We start from the raw sequence: 25934 nt of genomic DNA on the forward strand, positions 1-25934 counted from the left end.
CCACCCGTCTTCAGGCGGTCGAAGCCGATCCGCTGACAGCGCGAACGGACTGCTTCGCCGGGACGGCCCGGTGACTGATCAACGAGTGGGCCGCAGCACCGATCTGCCCAGTAACTCGCATACCTGCAGTGCCAGCGCGAGGTCGAGTTTGTCGCGGCCTGCCGCAACCGGATCGCCGAGTGCCTTGTTGATACGGTACTTGACTGTGTTCCGGTGCAAATTCATGTGATTGGCGGTATGGAGGTGGCTTTCACCGTGCGCGAAATACACACTCAACGTAGTCCGAAGTGACGCCGCCGCGGGAGTGTCGCCGGCCAACGGGCCGAGTACCTCCCACACCCAGGCCTTGGTCGATTCCGGATTCTGCGAGAGCAGGGACACAACCGCCACACCACGGTCCCCAAAGCTCACCACCGGGCGCTGCGGGGTATCCGGAACCGCTGCAACCGAATATGCGGCCCGCGCTTGCTCGTGTGAACGGATGAAGCCGTCCACACCGGCTCCTGGCAGCCCGATCGCGACCCGAGTCCCGCTGTCCAGCGGCATCGACACGGACAATGTCTCCGAGTCGGGAGCGGGAACCCGCCTACCGAACGGCAGCCACGCCCAGACCGTTCGACGGTCGATGGCGGTGATGATCGGCGGCTTGTCCGCGCTTGCAGCCGAACCCAGGTCGTGCACGAGGCGATCGAGAGAATTGATTCCCAACACGTCGGCATCCCGCGTGGACCAGATGATCAACGCCAGGTGATTTTGACCGAGACGGTATCCGGTCTCCGACTCGAAAGCTGTCACATCGGTGCTGTTTCCGGAAAGCAGGGCGTGAATGGCCGCGGAATGCAGATTTCCCTGCGCGTTGATCCATCTGCTGCGCTCCTGCTCGTACGCATCGAACACGTACAGCGTGATCCAGTCTATGTAGCTGTAGACGACGTCCGAAATATGCTTCAGTACAGCCGAAGTGAGGTGCGAGGAGATGTCGAGCGCGCTGACCTCGTCATGGCAGATCCGCATCAGGTCGCCCTGCCCCATGTGGTAGGCACGCACCAACGAGTTGGACGGTACGTCTCGCTGAGCAAGGCGCAGCGCGTACTCGACCGCAGCCGTGGTGGGCTGGAGGTGATCGATCGGAATGTCGTTGGCCAGAACGTGAATGATGGTGGTCACATTGCCCTGCACACTTGCCTCGAGCATCTCGACGAGGTTCGCATCGGCGTCCAGCTGGTCGATCTCGTGAGCCATCATGATCGCCATGGCGCGCGCGATGTCGGCTGCCCGTACGTCGAGTCGTCGTGCCACCTCCGCCACGACGGCGAGTACCTCTGGTTCGGCGGCTGCAGGTACTCGGGCGAGGCGCCGTATGGCTCCGGCGCCTCTGTCCTTCGGCGGACTACTCACAACACCTCCGAGCCCTGCTTCCGTAGATACTTCAGAGCCGATTCAGCCGCGTTGTACCCACACATTCCGTGCGCACCGGCGCCCGGCGGCGTCGATGCCGAGCACAGGTACGTACCCTCGATCCCCGTACTGTACGGATCGAGCGCGATGCGTGGGCGCATAACCACCTGTAGTTCGGAATTGGCGCCGCCGATGATGTCCCCACCCACCTGATTCGGATTGTCCGCGGCCAGTTGCGTGGTACTGCGACTCGACGACGCGACTATCCGATCGCGGAATCCGGGTGCGAAGCGCTCGATCTGCCGGATGACGGCCTCGGTGGCATCGCCACTGTATCCGTACGGGACGTGGGCGTAGGCGTACAGCGGATGAAAGTCACCTGCGGAACGGGTCGGGTCGGCCAGATACTGCTGGCCGACGAGAACGAACGGCCGCTCGGGCATGCGCCCGGAGTTGACGTCCCGCTCCCCTGCCACGATTTCGTCGAAGCCGCCGGCCAGATGGACTGTGCCGGCGCGGGCGCAGTCGGCATTGGTCCAGGGAACATGCCCCTCGATCGCGAAGTCGACTTTGAAGGCGCCGGGCGCCCGCCTGAACTTCCGGTAAGCTTTCGCCACCCTGGCCGGTAACCGGTCGCCGAGAATTCGGAGCGCACCCCCCGGGTCGACATCGAGCAGAACCACATCCGCGTCCGGTATCTCGGCGGCGGATCGCACCCGTATCCCGGTCGAGATCTTGCCGCCGTGATCGGTCAGCATCGCCGCCATCGCGTCCGTGATGGCGCGCGATCCACCTTCGGCGACCGGCCAGCCGTAGCGGTGACCCGCACCGATGATCATCAGCCCCACCGCAGAGGTGGCCGGCCGGTCGAGCCGGTAGTAGGCATGCGCAGCGACGCCACCGAAGAGCGCCCGACCCTTCTCCGTTTTCCACAGCCTCGCGGTCACCGTCGCCGGAAGCAGCGCGCGCGGCCCGAACGCAGCCAGCCGCAGCGGATGACGCGGAACATTGACGACTGGGCGCATCAAATCCGATGCCAGTGCGTCGAACCCGGTAGAGAGATCGCCGAACATCCACTGCCAACGCGAACCGTCGACGCCGAGATCGGCTGCGGTGTCCTCGAGTGATCGGAACAGAACACCGGCATCACCGTTGTCGAGCGGGTGTGCGCAATCGACGTCCGCCCACCGCCACGTCAGCCCGTACCGCTCCAAGTCCAACCGGGACAGATACGGAGACCCGATGCCCATCGGATGAAATGCCGAGCAGTGATCGTGAATCAGTCCGGGAACGTCGATCGGCCCGGATCGGGTACCGCCACCGATCTCGTCGGCGGCTTCGAGTACCTGCACGTTCACTCCGCTTCGCGCCAGGTGCACCGCGGCAGCGAGCCCGTTCGGCCCGCTGCCGACCACCACGGCCGTGGTCACTTACTCACCTCGCTCCCGTCGGTGCTCCTCGTACGCATCTGTGGTTCCGCCACGACCTGCGGGTCGGTGATCGCTCGATCAGCGTGCACCTCGAGGGTCCACTGCACGTCGAACGGTATGGGGCCGTTGGGCAACCACGGCTGTTCCGCAACGGCGTCGGCCACCTTGTACGTTCCACGCTCGATGACACCGAGTGCCGCGTCGATGACTTTGTACGCCTGCGTACCCTTGTGAATCGGCTGCGATTCGATCCACGTCACCAGGAACTCTCCCGGCGCGAAGTTGCATCGTCGTTGGATCGCAGCGATCAGCTTCTCGTCGTGGAGGTGCCCGTCACCGAAGTTGAAGGCAACTATGGAGTTGCAGCAGAACTCCGCTTCACGCAGTGAGTAGGTGTTGATGTCCTCACCGAGGTGCCGGATCATCAGCGAGAACAGTGCCCGGCCTTGACTGTGCATGGAACGCCAGCCGAGAAGTTGGTGTATGACGACGTCCGACACGTCTTCGGGGTAGGTCGCCAACAGCTGAGTCCGGGTGATCGTCGCGGGACGTTCGATGTACTGATCGATCTTCGCTTCCGCTCCTGGCGCGAACGCCCACGTTGCCGACGCCCAGTTACCGGCGTACTGGCGCATCGATGGAAGGAAAGAGACCAGATCCGGTCGCAGGTTGCCCACTATCGGGAAGAAGATCAGTGCCGCAACGATTCCCACGGTGAGCCACGGCGACGACATAGCTCCGATACCGTACCCGTCCCAGGCCGGGAAACCGAGGAACAAAAATGCTGCGGCATAGGCGAAGAGCAGGTTCCATTCGAGCGGGACGGCGAGCGGGAACGTAGAAGCGATGAACAGGTGGAATCCGACCATCAACAACACCGCGAGCAAGGTCAGCGTGTGGTTGGTGGAGAACAACAAGATCAACGGCGTCACGATCTCCACCAGAGTGCCGGCCACGTGCGCCACCCCGCCGCCGAGTCGAGACGGACGCAGGTCCTCGGGGAAGTTCCGGTAGTGAGCGCGCTTGATCTTTTTCGACGGAATCCACGGTGTATTGCTGATCATGGGCGGAATCACCAGCGAGAAATGGCGGCCGAACTTGGAGATGCCCGCGCAGATCCACACGGTGACGATCAGGAGTTTGAGTGCGAGGATCATGTCGACGAACGGCAGGAACGTGAAGAAAACGATCGCGGGCAGGTACTGCTCGCTTCGAGCCGCGATGAACGGGACCTTGTCGCGCAGACCGGAAATCACCATCAGAACCAGAAACGAATAGAGGGCTGCCGGGCGAACCAATCCGGAGTTGCCGTCGACAGCGGCGTCGATCCCGCTGGTGTGTACTCCCGGAAGAGTAACGGCGACAATAAGATTGATCACTGCCGCAATGTAGATCACGACGTCGAAGACCGTGCGCGAATCACCGGACGTGAACGGGACCTTACCGGGCCACGGTGCCAGCCGGATGGTTCCCGGACGGATCCAGTAGAGGACACCGCCGGTCATCGGCTTGAAATGCCCGGCGAGCGGCCCCCACGAGCCGGCGAGACCGAGCATTTCGAGCATCATCGTCCACATGATCAACTTCTGGTAGACGATGGGCTGATTCCACCAGGACCCGATGTCGAACCACGAGAGACCGGACGTCAGGGTCGCGATGGCCGTACCGGCGGCGACGTACAGGAACAGCAGCTTCATGATGTAGACGGTGTGCACCATCTTCGGTGTACCGAACCCGTAATCGACCCAGTGCGTGGACATCTCGCGTAAGCGCAGGAGAAAGGGTTTGTCCATGAACGTGGCCGGGTCTACGGGAGGGAAGTTTCCTTCTTTGAATCCCATGATGTACTCCTGACATGTGGGCATGACGGTTCGACTCGACGGACGTCGTCGAGGTTCGAGGTTCGAGGTTCGAGGTTCGAGGTTCGAGGTTCGAGGTTCGGTGGAAGCTACTAGTTGACTGCGGTCGCCTTCAGGTCTTGTCGCATTCTCGGCTTGTCGATCTTGCCCACCGGGTTTCGGGGAAGTGCATCGACTACATGGATCGCCACCGGTACCTTCACTCTGGTGAGCAAGCCCGTGACATGTTCCAGCAGTTCGTCTTCGGTAACCGGCGTGTCCGGATATGCGACGACATAGGCTACGGGAACCTCTCCGTACACGGCATGTGGGCCACCGATCACGGCCGCTTCCAACACCGACGGATGCGAGGCGAGCGTGTTCTCGATCTCCTTGGGGTAGATGTTCTCACCGCCGCGAATGATCATATCCTTGATACGATCCACCAGAGTCAGGTAGCCGTCGTCGTCCAGAACTCCGACATCACCGGTACGAAGCCACCCACCGTCCAGCGCTCTCGCCGTCTCATCGGGTTTGCCCAGGTATCCGCGCATGATGTTGACGCCCTTGATGATCACCTCACCCGACACTCCGGCCGGCGCGTGCGTACCGTCGTCGGCACGGATCGCGATCTGCTGCCCCGGCAGTGCAGGACCAACGGTACCGAGCTTACGAACCCCATCGACCGGGTTACACGCAGACGCGCACGTCCCCTCCGTGAGCCCGTACCCCTCGACGATCACGAAACCGAAACGGCTCTCGGCACGTTCGAGGAGTTCCTTGCTGATCGGGGCGGCACCACACACCGCGAAGCGAAGCGACGAGGTGTCGATCGGGACCTCGTCCGGCTGCGATGTCAACATCGCGTAGATCGCGGGCACCGCCGAGAAATACGTGGGCCGCAGGCGGGCGACGTCGTCGAAGAACCGCGACACCGAGAATGCTCCGGTGATACTGACCTGTCCGCCGACGACGAGCGGAGTCAGGACGCTGACACAGATGGCGTTGACGTGAAACAGCGGCAGGATCAACAAACAGTGATCGTCGCCGGTGACGCCGATAGCGCCGCCCATGGAGGATGCCATGAACTGCAGGTTGGCGTGGGTCAGCATGACGCCCTTCGGCCTTCCGGTCGAGCCACTGGTGTAGATCAGCAACGCCAGGTCGTCGGCGTGCGGTTCGACGGCCGAACGCCACCCGGCGGACGACACTGTGTCGAGGTCGTCGACATACAGTGCGGCTCGATCACCGGTCGGCGCGTCCGGCCCCACCGTGACTACAAGTGTCGCATCGGAATCCGCTATCTGGTAGTCGGCTTCATTGGCTGTGAACATCGGGTTGATCGGAGTTGCGGCCGCACCGAGACGCCAGGCCGCCATGATCACGATCAGTAGTTCGACCCGATTCGGGAGCATGACGGCAACGACGTCACCGGCGCCGATTCCCCTACCGTCGAGTTGTGCTGCCACTGCTGCAGTGCGATCGGCAAACTCCGCGTACGTCAGCTCGACGCGATCGTCGCGAAGGCACGGCTTCGGGCCGTGAGTCTCCGCCAGGTCCCAAGCCAGATATCCGATGTCCGTCACGAGAGTCAGCACCTTTCGTTCCTGTGTGACTCAGAACACTATCCATACTCGATGGGCGAAGAAACGGTCCCCGGAGCTCAATTTCATGGCTCTTTTTGTCCTGCGAGCACAATGATCATCGAGTCGGCTGATGGAGAACGTCACGGGCCCGAGCAGCCACGGCCTCGGCTATTCGAGCCGACATCGGCGACGACAGTTTCCACTGCTGCCAATAGAGCGGGACATCGTCGACATAGTTCGAATCGATTACGACCAACGCGCCGGACTTTCGCGCCTCCACCGTTTGCAGGTCCGGGAGCAGTCCCCAGCCGTAGCCGGCGAGCACGGCATCCGCGAAATCCGCAGACGACGGCACGAAATGTCTTGGTGTGTCTCGAGAACTCTCGGACACGTGATTGAGATAGCGGTCCTGCAGGAGGTCCTTACGGTTGAAGACCACCATCGGAGCCGCCGACAGCGACTCCGGCCTGACACCGTCCGCGAACCAGCGCCGGCAGAACGTCGGCGTAGCCACCGGCCGGTACCGCATGACCCCGACCGGCCTGATCGTGCATCCCTGGATTGCGGTAGCCGTCGACGTGATCGCCGCGACAACGGACCCGTCACGAAGCAGGTCAGTCGTGTAGTCCTGGTCGTCGAGATGGAAATCGAACATCACCTCGTCGGTGAATTCCGCGAGCGCCCCGAGCACCCAGGTCGACAACGAGTCCGCATTGACGGCGATGGATACCCGAGCAAATCGACCGGCAAGATCCCCCAACCCCAATTCACGCATGGTGCCGTGCGTCAAGGATGCAATCTGCCGGGCGAGCCGCAGCACCTCCCGCCCGGAGTCCGTGACCCGCACAGGTTTGGTGCGCTGCACGAGAACTCGACCGACCGAGGTCTCCAAAGCTTTGATTCGCTGACTTATCGCAGAAGGGGTGACGTGAAGTTTCTGCGCGGCCGCATCGAAGGTGCCCTCCTCGACCGTTGCCTTCAACGCCGCAAGTTGCTCGAAATCCCACATGATATGAAGCTACGTTAATGCGACGTAAGAATAATTAGCTGGACGATTGAAGGCCCGGTCAGCACGCTGTAAAGCATGTTCCACTCTGTTGATCTCAGCTCGGTTTTCGTAGGATTCGCCGTTGGTCTGTCCTTGATCGTCGCCATCGGCGCTCAAAATGCCTTCGTGCTCCGCGTGGGACTCACCCGCACACATGTACTTCCCGTTGTCGCCATATGCGCGCTTTCCGACGCGGTTCTTCTTTTCGCCGGAGTGAGCGGGATCGGAGTTCTTCTCGAACGAGCGCCGACGCTGATCACTGGAACTCGAATCCTCGGCGCGATCTTCTTGCTGGGCTATGCAGCCTTCGCCGCCAGGCGGGCGTGGCGGCAGCCGACATCGAACCCGGAAGGTCGCGGACCGGGCACTGCGGTGGCGGCGGTGACGACGGCACTTGCGTTGACCTGGCTCAATCCGCACGTCTATCTCGATACGGTGATCTTGACGGGATCGATCGCCAACGGCAGACAAGCCGACGGGCGGTGGTGGTTCACCGGTGGGGCCGTGGCAGCCGGCGTCGTGTGGTTCTCGGCGCTGGGTTACGGGGCCCAGCTGTTGACGCCGTTCTTCGAGAAACCCGGAACTTGGCGCATTCTCGATGCGGCCATAGCCGTGATGATGACAATTCTCGGTATCAGTTTGCTGGTAGAGCTCTGACCAACTGGTGGTGGATCCATGCTGATCGGTACATCACCGCATTCGAAGCAAACACCCGAAACCCCTGCATGGGTTGCACCGACCAACAACGTTTTCGGCGACTGGAAAGTCTCATTTCCCGTCGACCTCGAGAACCCTTACAACCAGCAGTGCCGAGACTGGGGCAACACCGTCGCCGCCACCCCCGTTCTCAACAAATACGTCGGTGTCGACACCCCGCACGAAACCCTCCCCCAATACCCCACCTGGTAACGGATACGCGCCCACTCGCAAACCGAACCGTCCCGACGTCTCACCAATGCAACTGCAGCACAACATGATCAATACGACGCATCGAATCACACCGAAGCCTCCTAGGAACCTGACGGATCCCGAGCCCGAGGTAATCGACATGATCGAGATGACGACACTAGAAGGACTCCCAACACCGACTGCCTGTCGCGTTGATATCGGAGGCCGGCCGCCACGAGTGGCCAAGTCGAACGCCCAGGAGAGGCGCATCGTGCACCCACGATCCCAACCACGAGAAGTGATCGCATCCACCAACCAGGCGCGATAGACGATCCGCTTGTCACCCCCGACACAATCAGCCAACCAAAACTTCGTGGGATCGAGGAAAATGCTCTTGCCCCGAACACGTCGTGTCCGGGGCAAGAGCCGAAAAGAGCCTAGGCGGAAGGGACTAACGCGGGTTTGTCCTCGACCACCGACGTTTCAGCTGGTTCGTCGTCATCGACCACCGGCGGTACCGCCGGTACTTCCATTGCCTCCTGGGCGTAATGGAAGTGCGGGCGACGATGTCCGATGAAGGAACCGAACCACGACATGATCGCAACGGCACGATTACGGAAGCCGATCAGGTACATCGCGTGCACGGCAAGCCAAATCACCCAGGCGAAGAACCCCTTGAGTTCGACCTTGCGCACGCGGACGACAGCACTGAACCGGCTGATGATCGACATGCTGCCCTTGTCGAGATACTTGAAAGGTGTGCCGGGCTTACGCTTTCCGTTGACGATCTTGGCCACATGTCGACCACCCTGCATCGCGACAGGCGACTGGCCCGGAAGACCGTTCAATGATGTCATGTCGCCGACGGCGTAGACATTGGCGAACCCACCGACGGTGAGGTCGGGATTGACGAGCAGACGTCCGGCCCGATCGGTGTCACAGCCGGTCGCCTGGCCGAGCACCTCGGCAAAGTCGTTGGCTCGCACGCCCGCCGACCAGATAACGGTTTCGGCGTCGATGCGGGTCTCTTCCTTGGTCTTCGTCGACGAAACGGTAACTCCATGCTCGTCGATCGCGGTGACCATGGTGTTGAGGACTATCTCGACTCCCGACTTCTCGAGCGAGTTCTGAGTGTACTCACTGAGTTTGCCACCGAAGGCAGGAAGTGTGACGCCGGCACCTTCGACCACGGTCACCCGTACGTCGTCGGCAGTGAGGTTCCTGACGGCCTTGGGGAAGTAACGCCGGGCCAAGCCCTTGATCTCACCGGCCAGTTCGACGCCGGTGGCGCCTGCACCGACGACGACGAAGGTGAGAAGGGCTTCCCTGGCGACCGGGTCGCTGGTGGTGTGCGCTTCCTCGAAACAGCGCAGGATCTGCGTACGCAGCGCCTCTGCGTCCTCGACGGTCTTGAGTTTGTAGGTGACCTCCTCGAACTCGTCACGGCCGAAGTACGCCTGGGTAGCGCCGGTGGCCGCGATGAGTGAGCGGTACTCGATGGTGTGACGCTGTCCCGATGCCTCGTACACGAGTGTCTTGGCCTCGGCATCCACCTCGACGACGCGGCCGAGTCGGACGTCGGCGCCGGGCACCTTCTCGAGGATTGCCCGCACGGGCGGGGCAATCTCTCCGGCCGAGAGAACACCGGTCGCTACCTGGTAGAGCAAGGGCTGAAACAGATGCTCGGTAGTCGCAGAGATGAGAACGAAGGGGGTTTTGGACTTCGCCAGCGTCTTCGCCGCGGCGAGGGCTCCGAAGCCCGAGCCAACGATTACTACCTGCGTCTTCTCGTGCACGGCCGCGTCGACATCCGCGCGCCCGGCAACTGTGCTGCTCACAACTCACTCCTCAATCAAATTGAAAGTATGACTATTACGGTATGGACTGATCATGGGTCCAGTCCAGCTAGCTGCAGCATTCGCAAGACTGTTATCTCGATTGCTCATAAGTAAGGTGTATTCATGGATTTTCGACAACTCAAGTATTTTCTCGTCGTGAGCGAGGAGTTGAGCTTCAGTCGCGCCGCGGAACGGTGTTTCATCTCGCAATCCGCGATCAGTCATCAGGTGGCGCGGCTCGAGAAGGAGCTGGGGACGACGCTGTTCGAACGATCGACCAGAGAGGTCCGGCTCGCTCCTGCCGGGTCTCGTCTCGTCCCCATCGCTCAGCAGGTACTGAGTCTGGAAACGATGGCGTATTCAGTGGCCCGCGACCCGCGTGCTCGAATCCGCATCACCGGAAACATGAGCTTCGCCGCTCAAACTCTCGATGCGATAGCCCACGTCCGCGAACGTCACCCGGATCTGGACGTCGAGTTCGTGATCAAGAGCTTTGCGCATCGCATGGACGCCGTGGCCTCCGGTGATGCAGACATTGCACTGATTCGTGGAGGCGTCGACCGACCCGGGCTCGAGCCTCTCGATCTCGGAGTCGAGGACCTGCTGATCGTAATGTCGAGTCGACACCCGCTGGCCGGTCGTCAAAGCGTCGACCTCAACGATCTGGCCGCCTATCCCCTACTTCTGCCACCACGACAAAGTCAGGTTCTGATCCACAAAGTGGTCGAGAATGCATTCCGGGAGATCGGTCGCCGGGTGCAATTGGGGCCGGCGATTCCCAGTGACCACACTGCGACGCTCGATGTGATCACCAACCCGAGCGCGTGGACCCTTCTGTACTCGATCACCGCAGGAGAGTCACCTCGCGCGGGAATTATATTCATGCGAGAAACTCACGGCCGCTTACGGATTCCTGTTTCCGGAGTGACACGAAGCGGAGCAGCGCACTCACCGGAGTTCGTCGACCTGATCAATGCACTGAAGAACGCGATGAACCCCTCGTTCACCGACTGAGTCCTCTTTGACGCGGAAACGTGCGCCGATCTACTATCCGAGAAATTACTTCACAACATTAAGTATTCCGGCGCAGTACCCGAGAAGGACTCCTTGACGAACACCCCCGCCACACCCACGGACACCGAGCCCGACTCGACACGCCCGAATCGATCACCGCGCAACGAAGCGGTGATCATCGCGGTCCTGAGTCTGTCGGCGATGATCGTCTCGATGATGCAGACCCTGCCGGTCCCCATCCTCGGGCTCATCCAAGCCGATCTGGGCGTCTCGGCGGCAGGCGTGAGCTGGGTGACCACGGCGACCCTCCTCTCCGCCGCGGTCTTCACTCCCCTGTTGGGCCGTTTCGGTGATCAACACGGCAAGAAGCGCACTCTGATCGGCGTGCTGATCGTGATGGTGATCGGTTCGATCATCGCAGCACTGGCACACAATCTGCCGTTACTCGTCCTCGGACGCGTACTACAGGGAACCGCGACGGCGATTTTCCCATTGGCACTGTCCGTACTACGCGACGAAGTCAGACCTCAGAAACTGCCAGGTGCAATGGCTTTGGTCAGCGGAACCTTGGCATTCGGCAGCGGACTGGCTCTGGTTGCGACGGGGCTCCTCACATCCGGACCGGACGCCGACTACCGCAACGTGCTGTGGATGGCTGCCGGAATCGCGGTGCTGGCGCTGATCGCCGTCGCCTGGTTGATCCCGGATTCTCCACACAAGATCGGTGGCCGTACCGACGTCGTCGGCACGCTGAGCCTGGGTGCCGCGCTACTGCTTCTCCTGTTGTCGATTTCGCAAGGACACCAGTGGGGTTGGGGATCCCCGTCGACCATCGGTGTGTTCATCGGGTCGATCGCGATGTTCGCAGTCTGGGTGTGGGTCGAGCGCACCGTCGACGAACCTCTCGTGGACATGCGAATGTTCGTGTTCCGCCCGGTGATGATGGCAAACATCGCCGGGCTCATGGTGGGTTTCGGCATGTTCGCCAATTTTCTGGGCGTCTCGTATCTCGCCCAATTACCTACCGAGCTCGCCGGTTACGGATTCGATGCGAGCATTCTTCGGGCATCGGTTCAGTTCCTGCTCCCCGGAGCAGTGGTCTCACTGATCGCCGCGCCCATCGGCGGACGACTGATTCGATTACGTGGGCCGCGTTTCGTTCTCGGACTCACTGCCCTGTTCGGCGCAGTTCCCTTCGCCTGGCTCGCTGTCGACCACACGCACACCATCTCCGTTGTCGGCGCGAGTATGGCCGTCGGGGCTGCCGTGAGCCTCGGTTACGCAGCGATGCCCGCCATCATCATGTCGAGTGTTCCCAATCATCAGAGCGGGATCGCCAATGGCATCAACTCGATCTCCCGGTCCACGGGCAGCGCGACGGGCAGCGCCGTGGTGACGACGATTCTGGCATCGATGACCATCGCGAACCTCCCTGCCGGTTCGCCGGCGATACCGAGCGAATCCGCGTTCACTGTCGTGTTCGTCATCGCAGCCGGCGCGTTCGTTCTGGTCGGCGCCGTCGGCTGGTTGGGTCTACGCCCTCGCCCATCAGAGTGACCGAATTCTGTCGGTGATCTGATCGACGGTCTTGTCGCCTACTCGCTCGAATGCCCGTTGCGCGATCGGATCGATCAGAAATGCCCACTTCTTGAATTCGATGTGCGCCTGATACGTGATGGTTGTCGACTCACCGGTCGACTCGAACGCCAGATCATCGGTGGAATCGGCGGTCTTGTTCGATCCCTCGAAAACGATGCGATCCGGTTGATCGAGAACCAATTCGTAGGTCAGTTCGGTACTGATCCCGAAGAGTTTGGACACGTTGCGCCACCGCGTCCCCCGTACCACCGGGCCGCCACCGAGCTGAGTGCATGTCTGCGTCCCCGGGTCCCACTCGACCGCATGGGCGAAGTTGCGCAGGTAATTCACCACTTCCTCGATCGGTCGATCTACCGTGAAAGTACGCCGAACGTCGACAGTCATGGGACAAGTCTGCACCCCGTTACGGTTTCCGCAAGAAAAAAAGGAGGCCACGCCGAGACGTGACCTCCCTGTGGATCCGACTGAAATCAGGCTGTTCCGCGTCCGGTAGTCGAATCGTCGTCGACGCGCTTCGGCCTGACCGACTCCGATTCCGATTGCGTCGCGATTCCCGGTGTGACGTCGCCGGCTGCCACGTCGGCATCCGGTTCCTCCGGCAACGGTTTCTTCAGGCTCAGAATGATCGAACCCGCCAGCACCACGATGATCACCACCAAGCTCACCAACGACGGAATCTCGGGGATCGAGGTACTGATCACCTTGTGACTTGCCTGCATGATCAGCTTGACACCGATGAACGCAAGGATGATCGACAAGCCTTTCGAGAGGTAGTGGAACTTCTCGAGCAGTCCGGACAGCAAGAAGTACAGAGCACGCAAACCTAGGATCGCAAAAGCGTTACTGGAGTAGACGATGAACGGATCGTCACTCACCGCCAGAACAGCAGGGACGCTGTCGACGGCGAACACCAGGTCGGCCGCCTCGATGGCGACGACCACTGCGAACAACGGCGTCGCAACACGCTTACCTGCTTCTTTGACGAAGAACTTGGTTCCGGCGTACTCGTCTCGGACCGGCATGATCTTGCGCAGCAAGCGAACTGCCACCGAGGTTCCGGGGTCGAAACTGTCGTCGTCGTCCTTGAGCAGCTTGTACGCGCTGTAGAGCAGAATGGCAGCGAAGACGAACAGCACTGCAGTGAACTTACTGACGATGGCGACACCGGCGGCGAGAAAGATTCCGCGGAAGATCAGCGCGCCGATGACACCGAAGAACAGCACCCGGTGCTGATATTCACGCGGCACCTTGAAGTAACCGAAGATGAGGGCGAACACGAACAGGTTGTCGACGGACAGGCTCTTCTCGAGCAGCCACGCTGTCGTGAATTCGACACCGGAGTTCACCCCCAAGGTCAAGGTGACGACCAAGGCGAACACCAGTGACAACCCGACCCACAGCGCACTCCACCAGGCGGCTTCCTTGAACCCGATGACGTGGGCCCCACGGTGCGCCAGTAGATCGATGAGCAGCATGACGACGATGACGGCGGCGAATGCGGCCCACGCCCATGCGGGGACGGTCATCGCAGATCACCTTCTCGACTGTTACTGAGATATCCGGTCACAATGCACTCCTTTACAAGGTGTCGAACGGCCGCCTCGCCGCCCCTTCCAGTGTTCCTTGCCGAATAAGGGTCATGCACGGTCGATTTCCAGCCCAGTTTCACCTCATACTTTGCCGGGTTGCGGCAAACATGATGGCGGAAGGAGTGAGATCAGGACAACGGCTTCGTCGGCCAGTCCAGAAGCTTGGCACCGAGCACCGCTGCGTGGAGCGCAAAGCTTTCGTCGGGGTCGTTGACGTTCTGCCCGGTGAGCTCTCGTATCCGATCCAGTCGGTACGTCACCGCACGTACCGACAGGTGCAGATCGCGGGCGGTCTTCGCAGTGTTCCCTCCGGCTGAGAAATACGCGAGGAGCGTCTGCACCATCGGCTCGGCTCCACCACGCGCGGCGAGAAGTGGGGTGAGCAGGGTCTGGATCAAATCCGCTACTGCCTGCCTGTCGTTGACCAAGACCCGGTACACCAGCAAATCCCGTGCGTCGACCACGTCGTCGGCCAGAGCAAGCCGCTCAGCGAGATCGAGGGCGTCGAGGGCTTCGCGGTACGACGCCACCACCCCCGTCGCCGTCGGCCGCGGCCGTCCGACCGCAGCTTGCCAGTTGCCCGCAGTCGTCCGGCGGTGCAGGTCCACTCGATCCTCGACATCTGCTCGGGGCCCGAGCGATGACCTGATGCCGCGCAGCACGTGCTCGACCGCGTCACGATCCGGGGCGGCGAAGACGACCACGAGCTTGCCCGACTTGCTTGCCACCAACGCGTCCGCGTCACCCTTACTTCCGAGGATAGCGCGTTCGAGCACACCGACGAGCGGGTTGTCGTCGGTGAACTCGCGGGATGCAGCAATCACCGCGACAGCATGAGGCCCACTTAGATGAAGACCGAATTCGGATGCACGAGACAGTATTCCAGCGACGTCAGCGCCGCCGACAAGTAGATCGTCGACGAATTCACGTCGCGCCGACACCTGCGCGCGAACCAGCGTTCGACGAGCCAGCTGGAACCCCTCGGTCAACTCCGCCACCACGTCGTCGACCGCTTTGAGCATCACCTCACCGGCTTTGACCACGGCGAGCGGATTCGATTGAGCAGCAAGGACAACGGGCAGTTCGCTCCACAGCCGCCAGACCGAGGACAGGTAGAGGTCGAGCAGTGCGCGAAGCGCTACGCCCTGCTCGGCCGCAGATTCTCCGTGCACACGGAAGCGACGAAGCGCACGCCGCTGTAACGGCTGACCGAGGTTCACAGCTCCGACAAGGGTCTCGAGGAAATCACCGAGCAATGCCACCGGTAGGCGACCCGCATCCTGCGCTCCAGCATGACTGACCCGGTCAAGCACGTCCGGGGGTACGCCAAAGCTGTTCACGCGTTCATTCTCGCACTCACCACTACCCGATGTCCTGGTGCTCCTCGAAGATTCCGGACAACACCCACGTACCCTCGACCCACGTTGTGATTTTCCTCGAACGGCGATCCCGCATGCGTCCGGCACCACCGACCGTGAGGCTGTCCCTCGATGGCCTCACGTCGCGATCAGCGACGCTCGCGGGAGGCGCACGACGCCGAGCCCTCGGTATCACCGGTCCACCGGGAAGTCGACTCGATCACGCCAACGCCCACCTGATCGAGTCGACACGCCGTCGAGCAGATTTGATCATCGAAATTCTGACCACCTGATCCGCGCCGACCAGGGACTTCCGCCCGCGACAACGGGGGATTCCGCCCTCCGGACATCATGATTCGAGCGAGCACCGACTACACTGAGGCGCGAGTATTCACCCGAGTAGCCGAAAGGATCAGGCCATCGCGCACCGCCACCGTGTCCGCTTGGTCCGCTACCTCGCAGTCGCTCTGATCACGGCTTTCACCCTGGCCGTCTCCATCAGTAGTGCGGCCGGGTTCACCAGATCCGTCGATCCCATTCGCATCGCCTATTCGACTACCGCCGACACGTTCGGCGACCTGTACCTGCCGCCAGGCAACGACGATTCACTACCGGTGGTGATCCTGGTGCACGGTGGCGGCTGGATCCAGAAGAACAATCTCGACTACGCCGGGGCCTGGGCGCGAACGTTGACGCCGTACGGCGTCGCGGTCTGGAACATCGAGTACCGCCGCGTCGGCGGGCTCGGCGGCTGGCCGACGACTCTCGAGGACACTGTCGCCGCCACCAATGCACTCGCCGACATCGTCCAGGAACGAGCGGCCGGGCGCCTGGATTTGAATCGTGTTCACATAGCCGGATACTCGGCGGGAGGGCAACTTGCCGCGTGGACTGCCAGCCGACCGCAGCAGGGTCCTGACGCTCCCGCGCCGCAGCTGACCGTCCCGATCCGATCCGCAACCATCATGGCCGGGGTGTTCGACCTTTCGCTCGCAGCCACTGCAGGCAAAGACAAATACGTCCGAAATCTCTTGGGCGGCATGCCTGTCGATCACCCGGATCGATACCGAATCGCATCACCGATTCGACATCTTCCCGTCGGAATTCCGGTGACGGCGATTCACGGCCGCAACGACCGTGTCGTTTCGATCGAGCAGAGCCGCCGATATGTCGCGGCCGCTCGATCAGCCGGAGACGACGCAGTTCTGATCGAACTACCTCGGGTCGGTCACGGCGAATTCGGAAATCCGACGTCGAGCGCCTGGGCTGTCACCAAACGAACCATCCTCGATCAGGTCAGCCGATCCCGATAGCGGGGACGGCTGCTACCCGGAAACCGCACTGCACAATGTGATACCGCCGCGGTTGAGATTTCAGTGCAGCCCAGATTTCAGTGCAGCCCAGATTTCAGGGCAGCCCAGATTTCACGGCAGCCCGAGTTTCGACACGCGAAGGACTCGCCTGCGAGCACGTTCTCAGGACTCGGAGCAATCAAGAATTGCAGCCCGCGAAGTGTACGCACGACGTCGACGGTGGACCGACTGATTGGGTTGCGCACACTTCGCGAGCTGCGCTGCTCAATGTACCCGAAAATTCAACCGACAACGCGATCTCGAATGCCAGATACGCAGATACGCATTCAACTGCGCTCGCCTACACGAATGACGTCGGCCGGATGTCTGCGCTTACATCTCTACATTGGCAGCTAAGCCCGCCTTGTCCGGGCCCGCGATTCCGACAGAACACAATATCGTTGACTACGAACAGAAATGATCACATCCGATCGACAAGACGGTCCGACGCGACCTCCGCCGTCGAGCGGCAAACCGAAATCGCAATGTGCGTAGTGCACGGAAGAATCGGCAACGAAGTGATGTCTCGATGAGCGTACGGGCTGCGGGAACCTCGGTTCTCGCAGCCCGACGGAAGACTGTCGACCTTCTGATTCCGCGCCTGAACTGGTAGTTCCGTACCGAAGCCGGTTAGTCCCACGACAGGGAATTGGCCGAAACAGTCTCGATGACGTACGGTGTGTTTATCAGAGGGCAGCCGTCAGTCAGGCAGCCGGTCGCTTAGCCCTACGAGGCAAATCTTCCAGTTCGGTGCAAATCCGCGCCTTTGGTCACTACGCACTTTCATCAGTCCCGCAGATTGTTGACCAGGCAGAAGACTCCACGCGAGTCCGCCGCCAATCGCGTACCGACTGCACCAGTATCAACATGCGCTACACACCGCACGGAATCGAAATCCGTGCGGTTCAGAGGAATACCATGAACGACACATTGACCCACCCCAGCCCGACCGTGAGCAAGTCGATCCGCACCCGAGCACGGGCCGCCGAGATCGTCTGCACCCTCTATCGGTGCACACCGGACGAGGCCTCAGCTCTGCTGATCCAACTTTCTCAGACCAACAATCTGAAGATCGCCAGTCTTATCCGGGCGCTCGTCGCTATCGTCGACGACACGTCGGCGGCGGGTATATACGGGAACTCGGATGCATCTGCCTCGCATTTCTGGCTGCGTGAGATCCGAGAACTGAGCAAGATTCACCGACGAAGCGATCATTTCGAACGCCACTTCGCAACTCCCGCCAACCGCTGTGCGCCTTTGTCAACCGCCGGCGGTTGACAAAGGCGCACAGCAGGTGCGTGGATCAGGGCCGGAGGAGTGTGCACATTTCTGATCAAGTCGGTGGCGATGAGCTCGAATCTTTCCCTCGTTACCGCACCTGGCTGCATCCTTCGTCAGCATGTACGCGGTCTCGACGTTACGAAGCAGAGACTCGGGCTGAGCGCACCCGACGTTCAGACATGCACCATCCCAGCGCTTCTCCTCGAAGGTCGTCACACTGGGACCGAGTTGCGCAGCCCGGATCGCAGCGACGTATCCCACCGCTCGGCGGCGAGAACCACCCCCTGGTAGTGGGTGTTCACGTCGGCACTTCCTACTCTCACACCGAGCGCCATCCCAGGCAAGGATCTGAATTGCCGCTCGCCCAGTCAACTCGACGTCGCTCGGAGTCGCCGGACAACCGAGCCGACCGGAATTCGGCCGACAGTCACCGTCGGGGACGCGCAGCCTCCGCCCTGGACTGATTCCAGCGGGGACGCGGCGGCCCGTATTTCCGGTGTCATCTTCGCTTCGGACATCGCGCGTGGACTTGCCGAAATGACTCGGGTGACCAACTCTAGCGGAACACTCTGCGTTACAACGTGGTCCACGAACGCGTGGTCTGCCGCGCTTCGCTACCAGGCCGCACATATCGGGGACGGCATCACCGAATTACCTACGCCGTGGTCGACCGGCAACTATTCGGTTCCACCGCAAAGACACTGATCGACATACAGACCCACATGCGCACTCTCGAACTGCACACCCCGAACGGGTCGGATCCGATCGAGCACCTGTGCGACAACGCTCCCGCACTGAACCGCTTCCGTAGCGCCATGCACGAACTACGGAATGCCATGCGTGGGCTACGGCCACGGGGACCCACTGCCGCGCGACTACACTCGGCGTTGACACCGGACCGACGCACCATCAGCGCCGGTGTAGTGGCAGTCAACGACTATGTGATTCACATCGGCACAGTGGCACGATCTCGGTAACTTCGAAGAACCACGACGTGCGGGTAACCACCTCGGCCGGATACCGTTTCTTCACAGTCCCCGATTTTCGAAGAGGCCCACGTGATGAGCGAGCCCAGGCAGACCCTGTCCATGACCGTCCTCATGACCCCCGACATGTCCAACTTCTCGGGCAACGTCCACGGCGGAACAATCCTCAAAATTCTCGATCAGGTGGCATATGCCTGTGCCAGCCGGTACGCCGGCACTTACGTGGTGACGCTCTCTGTCGATCGAGTCGTCTTCCGGGAGCCGATACACGTCGGTGAGCTCGTGACATTCTCTGCGGCGGTCAACTACACCGGTCGGACGTCCATGGAAGTCGGGATCAGGGTCGAGACCGAAGACATCCTCGAGGGTCGATCCCGGCACACCAACAGTTGCTATTTCACGATGGTCGCGATGGGAAACAACGGTAAACCAGTGGAAGTGCCGCAGTTACAGCCCGTCGGCGACATCGCCGAGCAACGGTTCGAGGCCGCACGTCGACGACGCGAACTGCGTAAAGAGAATGAAATACGCGAACAGTCAATACGCGATGCAGCTCGCAAACTGCCGCAGGGCGAGGCATCTCAGAACGTCGTTGAACGATAAGTTATCGATTGATGCATTAAACTTCCCGATGTGACTTCGACGAAGAGAACGAATTACGACGTCGTGATTGTCGGCGCGAGCATCGCGGGATGCTCGACCGCCGTCATGTACGCCCAGCAAGGATTGCGCGTGGCACTTCTCGACGCGAGTTCCGATCCGAACAGTCACAAAGTTCTCTGCACCCACCACCTGCAGCCTTGTGGCGCGCCAGTCCTCCAACGAGTGGGCGCGACCGAACAACTACTCGACTTGGGCATGGTGGAAACCATCCCCAACTTCTGGACACCCTGGGGCTGGGTTCGGCCGGGGCTCAGTTCCATCCCGCCGCCGGCTGGATTCAATGTTCGCCGCGAAACGCTCGATCCCCTACTACGGCAACTGGCCGACGATTACCCCAATGTCGAACTCCTTCTCAGCCACAAAGTATCGGGTCTACTGACCGCCAAAGAAGGCACTGTCGGGGTCTTCGGCACCACCAAAGGAACACCGTTCACCGTCACGGCGAAGCTGACGGTCGGCGCAGACGGCAAAGATTCGGTAGTGGCGCAGTCTGCTCGCAGCGAGAGTGCCACGATACCCAACGGCAGATTCAGCTTCTTCGCACAACTGTCCGGACTGGACCGGGACGACGAAGCCGAATCGCTGTCTTGGTTCCTGGATCCGGACGTTGCGTATCTCCTGCCCAACGACGGCGACATCACCGTTCTGGTGCTCTTCCCCACTCTCGACAAAATAGAACCGTTCACCACAGATCTGCGGTCCGCTTTTCTCGATTACGCGAACTCTCTACCCGGCGGCCCCTCCATCCGGAGTGAACACATAGTCGGAAAGATCGTGGGAACCAAGCACTTCCCGATGACCGTCACCGACCCCGTCGGAAACGGTTTCGCGCTTGTCGGCGACGCAGCAGCGACCAACGACCCACTCTGGGGGATCGGTTGCTCCTGGGCGCTCGAAAGCGCCCAGATGTTGGTCGACGCCACCGCCGACGCTTTGCACGGACACGGCGATCTGACGTCATCCTTGAACGAATACCGTTGCGCACGAGACAGGATGGGCGATCATATCGAATACATGCGCGGTTACGCCGGGGCTCGAAAGTTCAAGGCAACCGAACGCTTACTCATCTCGGCGGCCGCTCACGATCCCGAAGAGGCAAAGCAGTTCTATCTGTTCGGATCACGCTTGATCCCGGCCGAAGAGTATCTGTCGGCTCGATCGCTGGCCCGCGCAGTGCGGGTTCACCTACGTCGTCTTTTTCGGAAACACACAACAGGCAGGCACATGGCGATATCTCCTACGTGATCTGAGAACACTTCTCACCCATTGGGTGTCGCGAAGTACACGATGTCGGATCTCACCTCCGGATCTTGACGACCACCGCCGTGACCATGCAGGTTCAGGTGAACTTCCTCGATAACTTTCTGATCGAAGTCCGTGTGACCACCAGCAGATGCGACTTCAGTGGTCGTACGCGGGGATACTCCACTCAGAGTTTCCGGGCAGGTCAGGCACCCCCTGTCGGTGAACCGGATTGACAGCGACGAGCCGTTGTCGATGAAATAAGTCATGACTTACTCGTACATCGACCTCCGTTCGGACACCGTGACCAAGCCGGATGCGCAGATGCGTCGGGCAATGGCCGCAGCCGAGGTCGGCGACGACGTCCTCGATCACGATCCGACCATGATGGCACTCGAAGAGCAGGTTGCCGAACTTCTCGGCCTACCGGCTGCACTGTGGGTGCCCAGTGGATCCATGGGAAATCTGATCGCGTTGATGATCCACCTGCGTCGCGGTGACCAGTTCCTCGCTCCCGAACACTCCCACGTCCTGGGCTCGGAACTGGGCACGGCCGCCTGGCTCGCCCAGGGCATGCCAGTGGCGCTTCCCCACGACGGCGGCCCCGGCCGGCCCACCCCGGAGACGGTGACGCGGGCGGCCGGCACCGCCGGACCGTACTTCGCCTTGAACACCACTCTCCTATGTCTCGAGAACACCCACAATTTTGCCGGCGGCTCGGTGACGACCCCGAGGCAATGGGCTGCGCTGGTCGATGCTGCCCGCGCCCGTGATCTGCGGGTCCACCTGGACGGCGCACGATTGTGGAATGCGGCTGCTGCCCTCGATGTTCCACTCACGGAATTGACGGCGGGCGCAGATTCCGTGCAGGTGTGTCTGAGTAAGGGCCTCGGCGCGCCCGTCGGCTCGGTACTGGCCGCGTCGACGAATCAGATCACCGAAGCCCGTCGTATTCGCAAGATGCTCGGCGGCGGCGTACGTCAAGGCGGGGTGCTCGCAGCCGCCGGACTGCTGGCACTGCGCAGTCGGGATCGTCTGTCCGACGATCACGCCAACGCCGCCAGGCTCGCTTCCGGGCTGCGCGATCGAGGGTGGACGGCCAGCGAACCTGCCACCAACATCGTGTTGGCCGAGAGCGCCGACCCCGTCGCCACCGTGGCCGCGCTCGCAGCAGTCGGCGTCGGGGCGGTGACAGTCGCCGGTAAGGTACGCTTCGTGACGCATCGTGACGTAGACACCGCCGCAATCGACGACGCACTGACCCGAATAACCTTCTGATCGATCATGGCAGAAGTGGTTGAACATCCTGCGCGACAGTACGAATGAACTCCCGAATGTCAGGTTCGTCGGCGGTCGGTTGAAGCACCACGGTGGTCGCTCCGGCATCCAACCACCGGCGCACGGCTGCTGCGACGTCCGCAGCCGTGCCGACTGCGACCGCCTCCTCAGGTGAATCGCCTTCGGCAGAAACAACTTCGGCAACCGCTCGCTTCCGCGAGTCTCGTCCGAACGCGCAGACGAGATAGACGATCACCTCGTGGTCCTGCGCTGCGATGTGACCGAGTGCCCGACGCACCCCGTCCGGCGTTGTGCCTCCGCTCAGGATGGTTCCGTCGGCAACTTCACCACTGAGCGCAAGAGTCTTGGGGCCGGTGGCGCCTATCAGGAGCGGCGGAACCGCTGCAGGAGGCCATCGCAAGATGACATCGTCGAGGTTCACGTAACGTCCGGACACCGTCACCGTCTCGCCGCGAAGTAGCCTCCCGACGGCAGTGAACTGTTCGCGCAAAAGAGTCAACGGCGATTGCGCCTTGGCGCCGATCTGCTTCATCCAGCTCTGAACGCCGTGGCCGAATCCGACTCGAAGTCGCCCCGGATGTACCCGAGCGATCGCCGCTATCTCCATCGCCGCGATCGCCGAATTACGCATCGGCGTCGGGAGTACACCGATACCCAGTGCCATCGTCTTGGTACTCGCCAATATCTGTGCGGCCACAGCAACCCCACCGGAGAGGAAGCAGTCCTCCCATATCCACGCCTCGTCGATGCCGAGCTGGTCGGCGAAAGCCGCGAGTTCGGCAAGATCTTCCGGCGGCAGTTCCGGACGCAGAACCACTCCGATCCGCGGCGTACTCACGCCGCCGCCAGAAATACGGTGATCTCACGGGCGATGCGACGACCTTGCTCACGTCCGAGTTCCGCAGCAGGCCGCCTGGTGGCGGGCGAGAGCGAATTCGGGCCGATCGCGTCGATCACGGCCTCGTCGGCGAACACAGCCAGAACGGAAGTCCCCGACATCGAATCGATCTCGTCCCGCAAGCTCCCTCCCAACAGATGCACCCCTGGGTCTTCCGCAGGTGACAGCACCACAACGGCGTCACAATCGTGCGCCAACTGCAGATTCGATCCACTTCCCATTCCGCCGTCCATGTATCGGCTCCCGTCGATCGTCACCGTGGGCCACACACCCGGCACCGCGCAACTCGCCCCGACCGCGTCGATCAGATCCACACCGCTGCCGTGCTCGAACACCGTCAGCTCTCCGGTCGCGGCATCGATCGCCGGAATGCGTAGAATTCGATCTGTCCACCGGCAATCGGAAAGTCTGGCCTCGATCACCGCCCTTCGTCGCGCGGGTTCCACGGTATCGGCATCCAGGGCCGCCGCCCCGAGTGATTTCAATTGCTCGACACGTTCCGAGGCGCCATCGATCGCGTCGACGAACATCTGCCCCAGACGTTCGGCGTCCACGTTCGGTTCGATTTCCGCAGTCTCTTCAGCCGTTTGAATCTCGAACAGTTCACGCAGGCTCACACCTCCGGCTATCTGGGCGGCCACCGTCGAACCGGCAGACGTACCCACCAGAACATCCGCAGCCAACAAGGCAGCCGCAGTTTCCGGAGCGGCGTCCTCGATGCCCGACAACACGCCCGTCTCCCAGGCGATTCCTGCTACACCGCCACCTGCCAGTACCAAACCCAATTTCAACTCGCTCACCTTTCCCTCGCAACTCTGCCGTCCGAACTCGACGGTAGCCTTACTCTTGAATCATGTTCATGCGCAGCGCGAAAACTTTTGTTCCCGATGCACTCCGCGGATTGATCGCGTCCACCGACGACATCGCCTGGACTCCGGACCCCGGGTATCTCACTCGTGCACAGCCCCTCACACCGGGCCGTGTCGCTCTGATGTCCGGCGGTGGATCCGGCCACGAGCCACTGCACGCCGGATTCATCGGTGAAGGAATGCTGACCGCGGTGTGCCCAGGCCTGGTGTTCAGCTCGCCCAATGCGCTGCAAATTCACGAAGCCGCCAAAGCTGTCGACGCCGGCGGCGGTGTCCTCCAGATCGTGAAGAACTACACCGGTGACGTTCTGAACTTCGGGATCGCCCGGGAACTTCTCGGTGAGGACGATATCGATGCGAGCGTGGTCCTCGTGGACGACGACGTCGCCACCGAACGCGCAGACGGCAGCGGTCCGGGGCGTCGGGGAACAGCTGCCACTGTCGTGGTGGAGAAGGTGTGCGGCGCTGCCGCCGAGCGCGGAGACGATCTTGGCGAGGTCACCGAGATCGGTAACCGCGTTACAGCCAACGCGCGCAGCATGGCGGTGGCCCTGCGTGCATGCACTCTGCCCGGTGCAGACAGTCCGTCCTTCGAACTTCCGGCCGGCCAGATCGAACTCGGTGTCGGGATCCACGGCGAACGGGGCCTGGAGCGAATCGACTCGCTGCCTGCACCTCAACTCGTGCGTCGCCTGACCGACCCGATCATCGAGTCACTCGGCCTTCACGAGGGTGAGGCGGTGATCGCAGTGGTCAACGGACTGGGCGCCACTCATCTACTGGAACTGCAACTGCTCTTCGCCGAGCTCGCAGACTATCTGAACGAAAAGGGAATTCGGATCGAACGAACCCTGGTCGGAACGTACGTCACCGCCTTGAACATGTCCGGCGCATCCATCACGCTAGTCAGAATCTATGAAGAATTGCTTGAATTATGGGACGCGCCAACAAAAGCGCCGGCCTGGCCCAATTCCGTCGCACAAGGATTCCGGGGAATCGGTCCACGCGAATCCTTCGGGCCGACGTTCACACCCCCGGACGGGCAGCACCCGGACAGCACTCTCGTCGGCCCCTGGGTCGCCGACTGGGCGCAGAAGGTTCTGGATCGGGAACCAGAGCTCACCGATCTCGACCGACGTGCCGGAGACGGCGACTTCGGCACGAACATGGTGGCGGCGCTGGAGCAGATCGATCTCGTTGCGGTACGTGATTCTTATTCGTCTGCAACCATTTTCGACGCCTTGTCGCTCGCGTACCTCGGACATGCCGGCGGTACCTCCGGGGCACTGTTCGGCATCTGGTTCCGACACTTCTATCGAGTCGCCACAGAATCCGAACTGGACTTGAACGGTATTGCACACGCTGCACGGGCGGGCTTGGACAATATCACCGAACTCGGCGGTGCCCGCGTCGGCGACAAGACGATGGTCGACGCATTGGTGCCCGCCGTCGAATCTCTGGAGGAGTCCGTCCGCTCCGGAGCCGATCTGGAAACAGCATTGCGCAGCGCAGCAGATGCTGCGTCGACCGGCGCTGCATCAACCGAATCCATGCTCGCACAGCGTGGACGTGCAAGTTATGTCGGCGAAGCTGCTCGCGGAGTGATGGATCCGGGGGCACTTCTCGTCTCGTGGTTCTTCGCCGGCGCGGTGGGCAAGTAGCCGGCGCGGTAAGGGTGTGACTAATCTGGCACTCACAGCACACCGTGAGTGGTGACCGGCGCCCGGTAAGCGTGGGTCTCACGTATCAAACAGGAGC

At 61.6% G+C, this 25934-nt stretch carries 23 protein-coding genes; 12 read left to right on the forward strand and 11 right to left on the reverse strand.

Features of this window, described 5'->3' with window-relative positions; translation table 11 throughout:
* Positions 1-78: 78 nt before the first annotated feature.
* The 5 genes from ABH922_RS20885 to ABH922_RS20905 form a co-directional block, all read right to left on the reverse strand.
* The gene (locus tag ABH922_RS20885) at positions 79-1398 is read right to left on the reverse strand and encodes a PucR family transcriptional regulator (RefSeq protein ID WP_424808731.1); all 1320 of its coding nucleotides are present in this window, start codon (positions 1396-1398) and stop codon (positions 79-81) included.
* Positions 1395-2828: a phytoene desaturase family protein gene (locus ABH922_RS20890; RefSeq protein ID WP_424808732.1), complete on the reverse strand. Its 1434-nt coding sequence runs from the start codon at positions 2826-2828 to the stop codon at positions 1395-1397. Before ABH922_RS20890 ends, ABH922_RS20885 begins: the two co-directional genes overlap by 4 nt.
* Positions 2825-4669 (reverse strand): DUF3556 domain-containing protein, encoded by a 1845-nt coding sequence (locus ABH922_RS20895; RefSeq protein ID WP_424808733.1) that lies wholly within the window; start codon positions 4667-4669, stop codon positions 2825-2827. The genes ABH922_RS20890 and ABH922_RS20895 overlap by 4 nt, the downstream gene beginning before the upstream one ends.
* Before the next feature lie 110 nt (positions 4670-4779).
* A complete protein-coding gene (locus tag ABH922_RS20900; RefSeq protein WP_424809747.1) occupies positions 4780-6252 on the reverse strand; it encodes a class I adenylate-forming enzyme family protein in 1473 nt (490 codons plus the stop codon).
* A 115-nt stretch (positions 6253-6367) separates the two neighbouring features.
* Complete coding sequence (locus ABH922_RS20905) at positions 6368-7261, reverse strand: LysR family transcriptional regulator ArgP (protein ID WP_424808734.1); 894 nt, start codon at positions 7259-7261, stop codon at positions 6368-6370.
* Between the two features lie 75 nt (positions 7262-7336).
* On the opposite strand from ABH922_RS20905, the gene ABH922_RS20910 reads away from it, so the two are divergent.
* Both ABH922_RS20910 and ABH922_RS20915 read left to right on the forward strand, forming a co-directional pair.
* A complete protein-coding gene (locus ABH922_RS20910) occupies positions 7337-7957 on the forward strand; it encodes a LysE/ArgO family amino acid transporter (RefSeq protein WP_424808735.1) in 621 nt (206 codons plus the stop codon).
* Positions 7958-7975: 18 nt separating this feature from the next.
* Positions 7976-8209 (forward strand): hypothetical protein, encoded by a 234-nt coding sequence (locus tag ABH922_RS20915; protein WP_424808736.1) that lies wholly within the window; start codon positions 7976-7978, stop codon positions 8207-8209.
* A gap of 416 nt (positions 8210-8625) precedes the next feature.
* Here ABH922_RS20915 and ABH922_RS20920 read toward each other — a convergent pair whose 3' ends face one another.
* A complete protein-coding gene (locus ABH922_RS20920) occupies positions 8626-10026 on the reverse strand; it encodes an NAD(P)/FAD-dependent oxidoreductase (RefSeq protein ID WP_424808737.1) in 1401 nt (466 codons plus the stop codon).
* Between the two features lie 123 nt (positions 10027-10149).
* On the opposite strand from ABH922_RS20920, the gene ABH922_RS20925 reads away from it, so the two are divergent.
* Both ABH922_RS20925 and ABH922_RS20930 read left to right on the forward strand, forming a co-directional pair.
* Positions 10150-11040, forward strand: coding sequence for a LysR substrate-binding domain-containing protein (locus ABH922_RS20925; RefSeq protein ID WP_424808738.1), 891 nt, complete (start codon positions 10150-10152; stop codon positions 11038-11040).
* Positions 11041-11133: 93 nt separating this feature from the next.
* A complete protein-coding gene (locus ABH922_RS20930; RefSeq protein ID WP_424808739.1) occupies positions 11134-12597 on the forward strand; it encodes an MFS transporter in 1464 nt (487 codons plus the stop codon).
* On the opposite strand, the gene ABH922_RS20935 is transcribed toward ABH922_RS20930, so the two are convergent.
* The 3 genes from ABH922_RS20935 to ABH922_RS20945 all read right to left on the reverse strand — a co-directional run bounded on the left by ABH922_RS20935 (position 12589) and on the right by ABH922_RS20945 (position 15568).
* Positions 12589-13023 carry an SRPBCC family protein gene (locus tag ABH922_RS20935; protein ID WP_424808740.1) on the reverse strand — a complete coding sequence of 145 codons (435 nt, stop codon included), beginning with the start codon at positions 13021-13023 and terminating at the stop codon, positions 12589-12591. The two genes, ABH922_RS20930 and ABH922_RS20935, sit on opposite strands and share 9 nt — an antisense overlap.
* An 86-nt stretch (positions 13024-13109) precedes the next feature.
* A complete protein-coding gene (locus ABH922_RS20940; protein WP_424808741.1) occupies positions 13110-14165 on the reverse strand; it encodes a TerC family protein in 1056 nt (351 codons plus the stop codon).
* Positions 14166-14356: 191 nt separating this feature from the next.
* Positions 14357-15568 carry a PucR family transcriptional regulator gene (locus tag ABH922_RS20945; protein WP_424808742.1) on the reverse strand — a complete coding sequence of 404 codons (1212 nt, stop codon included), beginning with the start codon at positions 15566-15568 and terminating at the stop codon, positions 14357-14359.
* 461 nt (positions 15569-16029) lie between these two features.
* On the opposite strand from ABH922_RS20945, the gene ABH922_RS20950 reads away from it, so the two are divergent.
* The 7 genes from ABH922_RS20950 (at position 16030) to ABH922_RS20980 (ending at position 22388) form a co-directional block, all read left to right on the forward strand.
* Positions 16030-16899 (forward strand): alpha/beta hydrolase family protein, encoded by an 870-nt coding sequence (locus tag ABH922_RS20950; RefSeq protein ID WP_424808743.1) that lies wholly within the window; start codon positions 16030-16032, stop codon positions 16897-16899.
* Positions 16900-17688: 789 nt separating this feature from the next.
* Positions 17689-18216 (forward strand): hypothetical protein, encoded by a 528-nt coding sequence (locus ABH922_RS20955; protein ID WP_424808744.1) that lies wholly within the window; start codon positions 17689-17691, stop codon positions 18214-18216.
* Positions 18217-18513: 297 nt separating this feature from the next.
* Positions 18514-18924, forward strand: coding sequence for a class I SAM-dependent methyltransferase (locus ABH922_RS20960; protein ID WP_424808745.1), 411 nt, complete (start codon positions 18514-18516; stop codon positions 18922-18924).
* A 17-nt stretch (positions 18925-18941) separates the two neighbouring features.
* Positions 18942-19196 (forward strand): hypothetical protein, encoded by a 255-nt coding sequence (locus ABH922_RS20965; RefSeq protein WP_424808746.1) that lies wholly within the window; start codon positions 18942-18944, stop codon positions 19194-19196.
* A gap of 84 nt (positions 19197-19280) precedes the next feature.
* Positions 19281-19808, forward strand: a complete 528-nt coding sequence (locus tag ABH922_RS20970; protein ID WP_424808747.1) for an acyl-CoA thioesterase — start codon at positions 19281-19283, stop codon at positions 19806-19808.
* 30 nt (positions 19809-19838) lie between these two features.
* Complete coding sequence (locus ABH922_RS20975; protein ID WP_424808748.1) at positions 19839-21113, forward strand: NAD(P)/FAD-dependent oxidoreductase; 1275 nt, start codon at positions 19839-19841, stop codon at positions 21111-21113.
* Positions 21114-21377: 264 nt separating this feature from the next.
* The gene (locus ABH922_RS20980; RefSeq protein WP_424808749.1) at positions 21378-22388 is read left to right on the forward strand and encodes a threonine aldolase family protein; all 1011 of its coding nucleotides are present in this window, start codon (positions 21378-21380) and stop codon (positions 22386-22388) included.
* Between the two features lie 4 nt (positions 22389-22392).
* Here the strand turns inward: ABH922_RS20980 and ABH922_RS20985 are convergent, their stop codons facing one another.
* Both ABH922_RS20985 and ABH922_RS20990 read right to left on the reverse strand, forming a co-directional pair.
* Entirely contained in the window at positions 22393-23247 is an 855-nt protein-coding gene (locus ABH922_RS20985; RefSeq protein ID WP_424808750.1) for an LLM class flavin-dependent oxidoreductase, read from the reverse strand.
* The gene (locus tag ABH922_RS20990; protein WP_424808751.1) at positions 23244-24107 is read right to left on the reverse strand and encodes a patatin-like phospholipase family protein; all 864 of its coding nucleotides are present in this window, start codon (positions 24105-24107) and stop codon (positions 23244-23246) included. Before ABH922_RS20990 ends, ABH922_RS20985 begins: the two co-directional genes overlap by 4 nt.
* 53 nt (positions 24108-24160) lie before the next feature.
* Between ABH922_RS20990 and ABH922_RS20995 the strand changes: the two genes are divergently transcribed.
* Positions 24161-25837: a dihydroxyacetone kinase family protein gene (locus tag ABH922_RS20995; RefSeq protein WP_424808752.1), complete on the forward strand. Its 1677-nt coding sequence runs from the start codon at positions 24161-24163 to the stop codon at positions 25835-25837.
* Positions 25838-25934: the final 97 nt, after the last annotated feature.

This window comes from Rhodococcus sp. 27YEA15, assembly GCF_049739425.1.
Classification (GTDB): domain Bacteria; phylum Actinomycetota; class Actinomycetes; order Mycobacteriales; family Mycobacteriaceae; genus Rhodococcus_F.

Bases quoted from the DNA above. Each gene is read 5' to 3' on its own strand.
- ABH922_RS20895 (WP_424808733.1), bottom strand. From the start codon at position 4,669: ATGGGATTCAAAGAAGGAAACTTCCCTCCCGTAGACCCGGCCACGTTC.
- ABH922_RS20905 (WP_424808734.1), bottom strand. From the start codon at position 7,261: ATGTGGGATTTCGAGCAACTTGCGGCGTTGAAGGCAACGGTCGAGGAG.
- ABH922_RS20910 (WP_424808735.1), top strand. From the start codon at position 7,337: ATGTTCCACTCTGTTGATCTCAGCTCGGTTTTCGTAGGATTCGCCGTT.
- ABH922_RS20915 (WP_424808736.1), top strand. From the start codon at position 7,976: ATGCTGATCGGTACATCACCGCATTCGAAGCAAACACCCGAAACCCCT.
- ABH922_RS20925 (WP_424808738.1), top strand. From the start codon at position 10,150: ATGGATTTTCGACAACTCAAGTATTTTCTCGTCGTGAGCGAGGAGTTG.
- ABH922_RS20935 (WP_424808740.1), bottom strand. From the start codon at position 13,023: ATGACTGTCGACGTTCGGCGTACTTTCACGGTAGATCGACCGATCGAG.
- ABH922_RS20940 (WP_424808741.1), bottom strand. From the start codon at position 14,165: ATGACCGTCCCCGCATGGGCGTGGGCCGCATTCGCCGCCGTCATCGTC.
- ABH922_RS20965 (WP_424808746.1), top strand. From the start codon at position 18,942: ATGCGCACTCTCGAACTGCACACCCCGAACGGGTCGGATCCGATCGAG.
- ABH922_RS20970 (WP_424808747.1), top strand. From the start codon at position 19,281: ATGAGCGAGCCCAGGCAGACCCTGTCCATGACCGTCCTCATGACCCCC.
- ABH922_RS20980 (WP_424808749.1), top strand. From the start codon at position 21,378: ATGACTTACTCGTACATCGACCTCCGTTCGGACACCGTGACCAAGCCG.
- ABH922_RS20995 (WP_424808752.1), top strand. From the start codon at position 24,161: ATGTTCATGCGCAGCGCGAAAACTTTTGTTCCCGATGCACTCCGCGGA.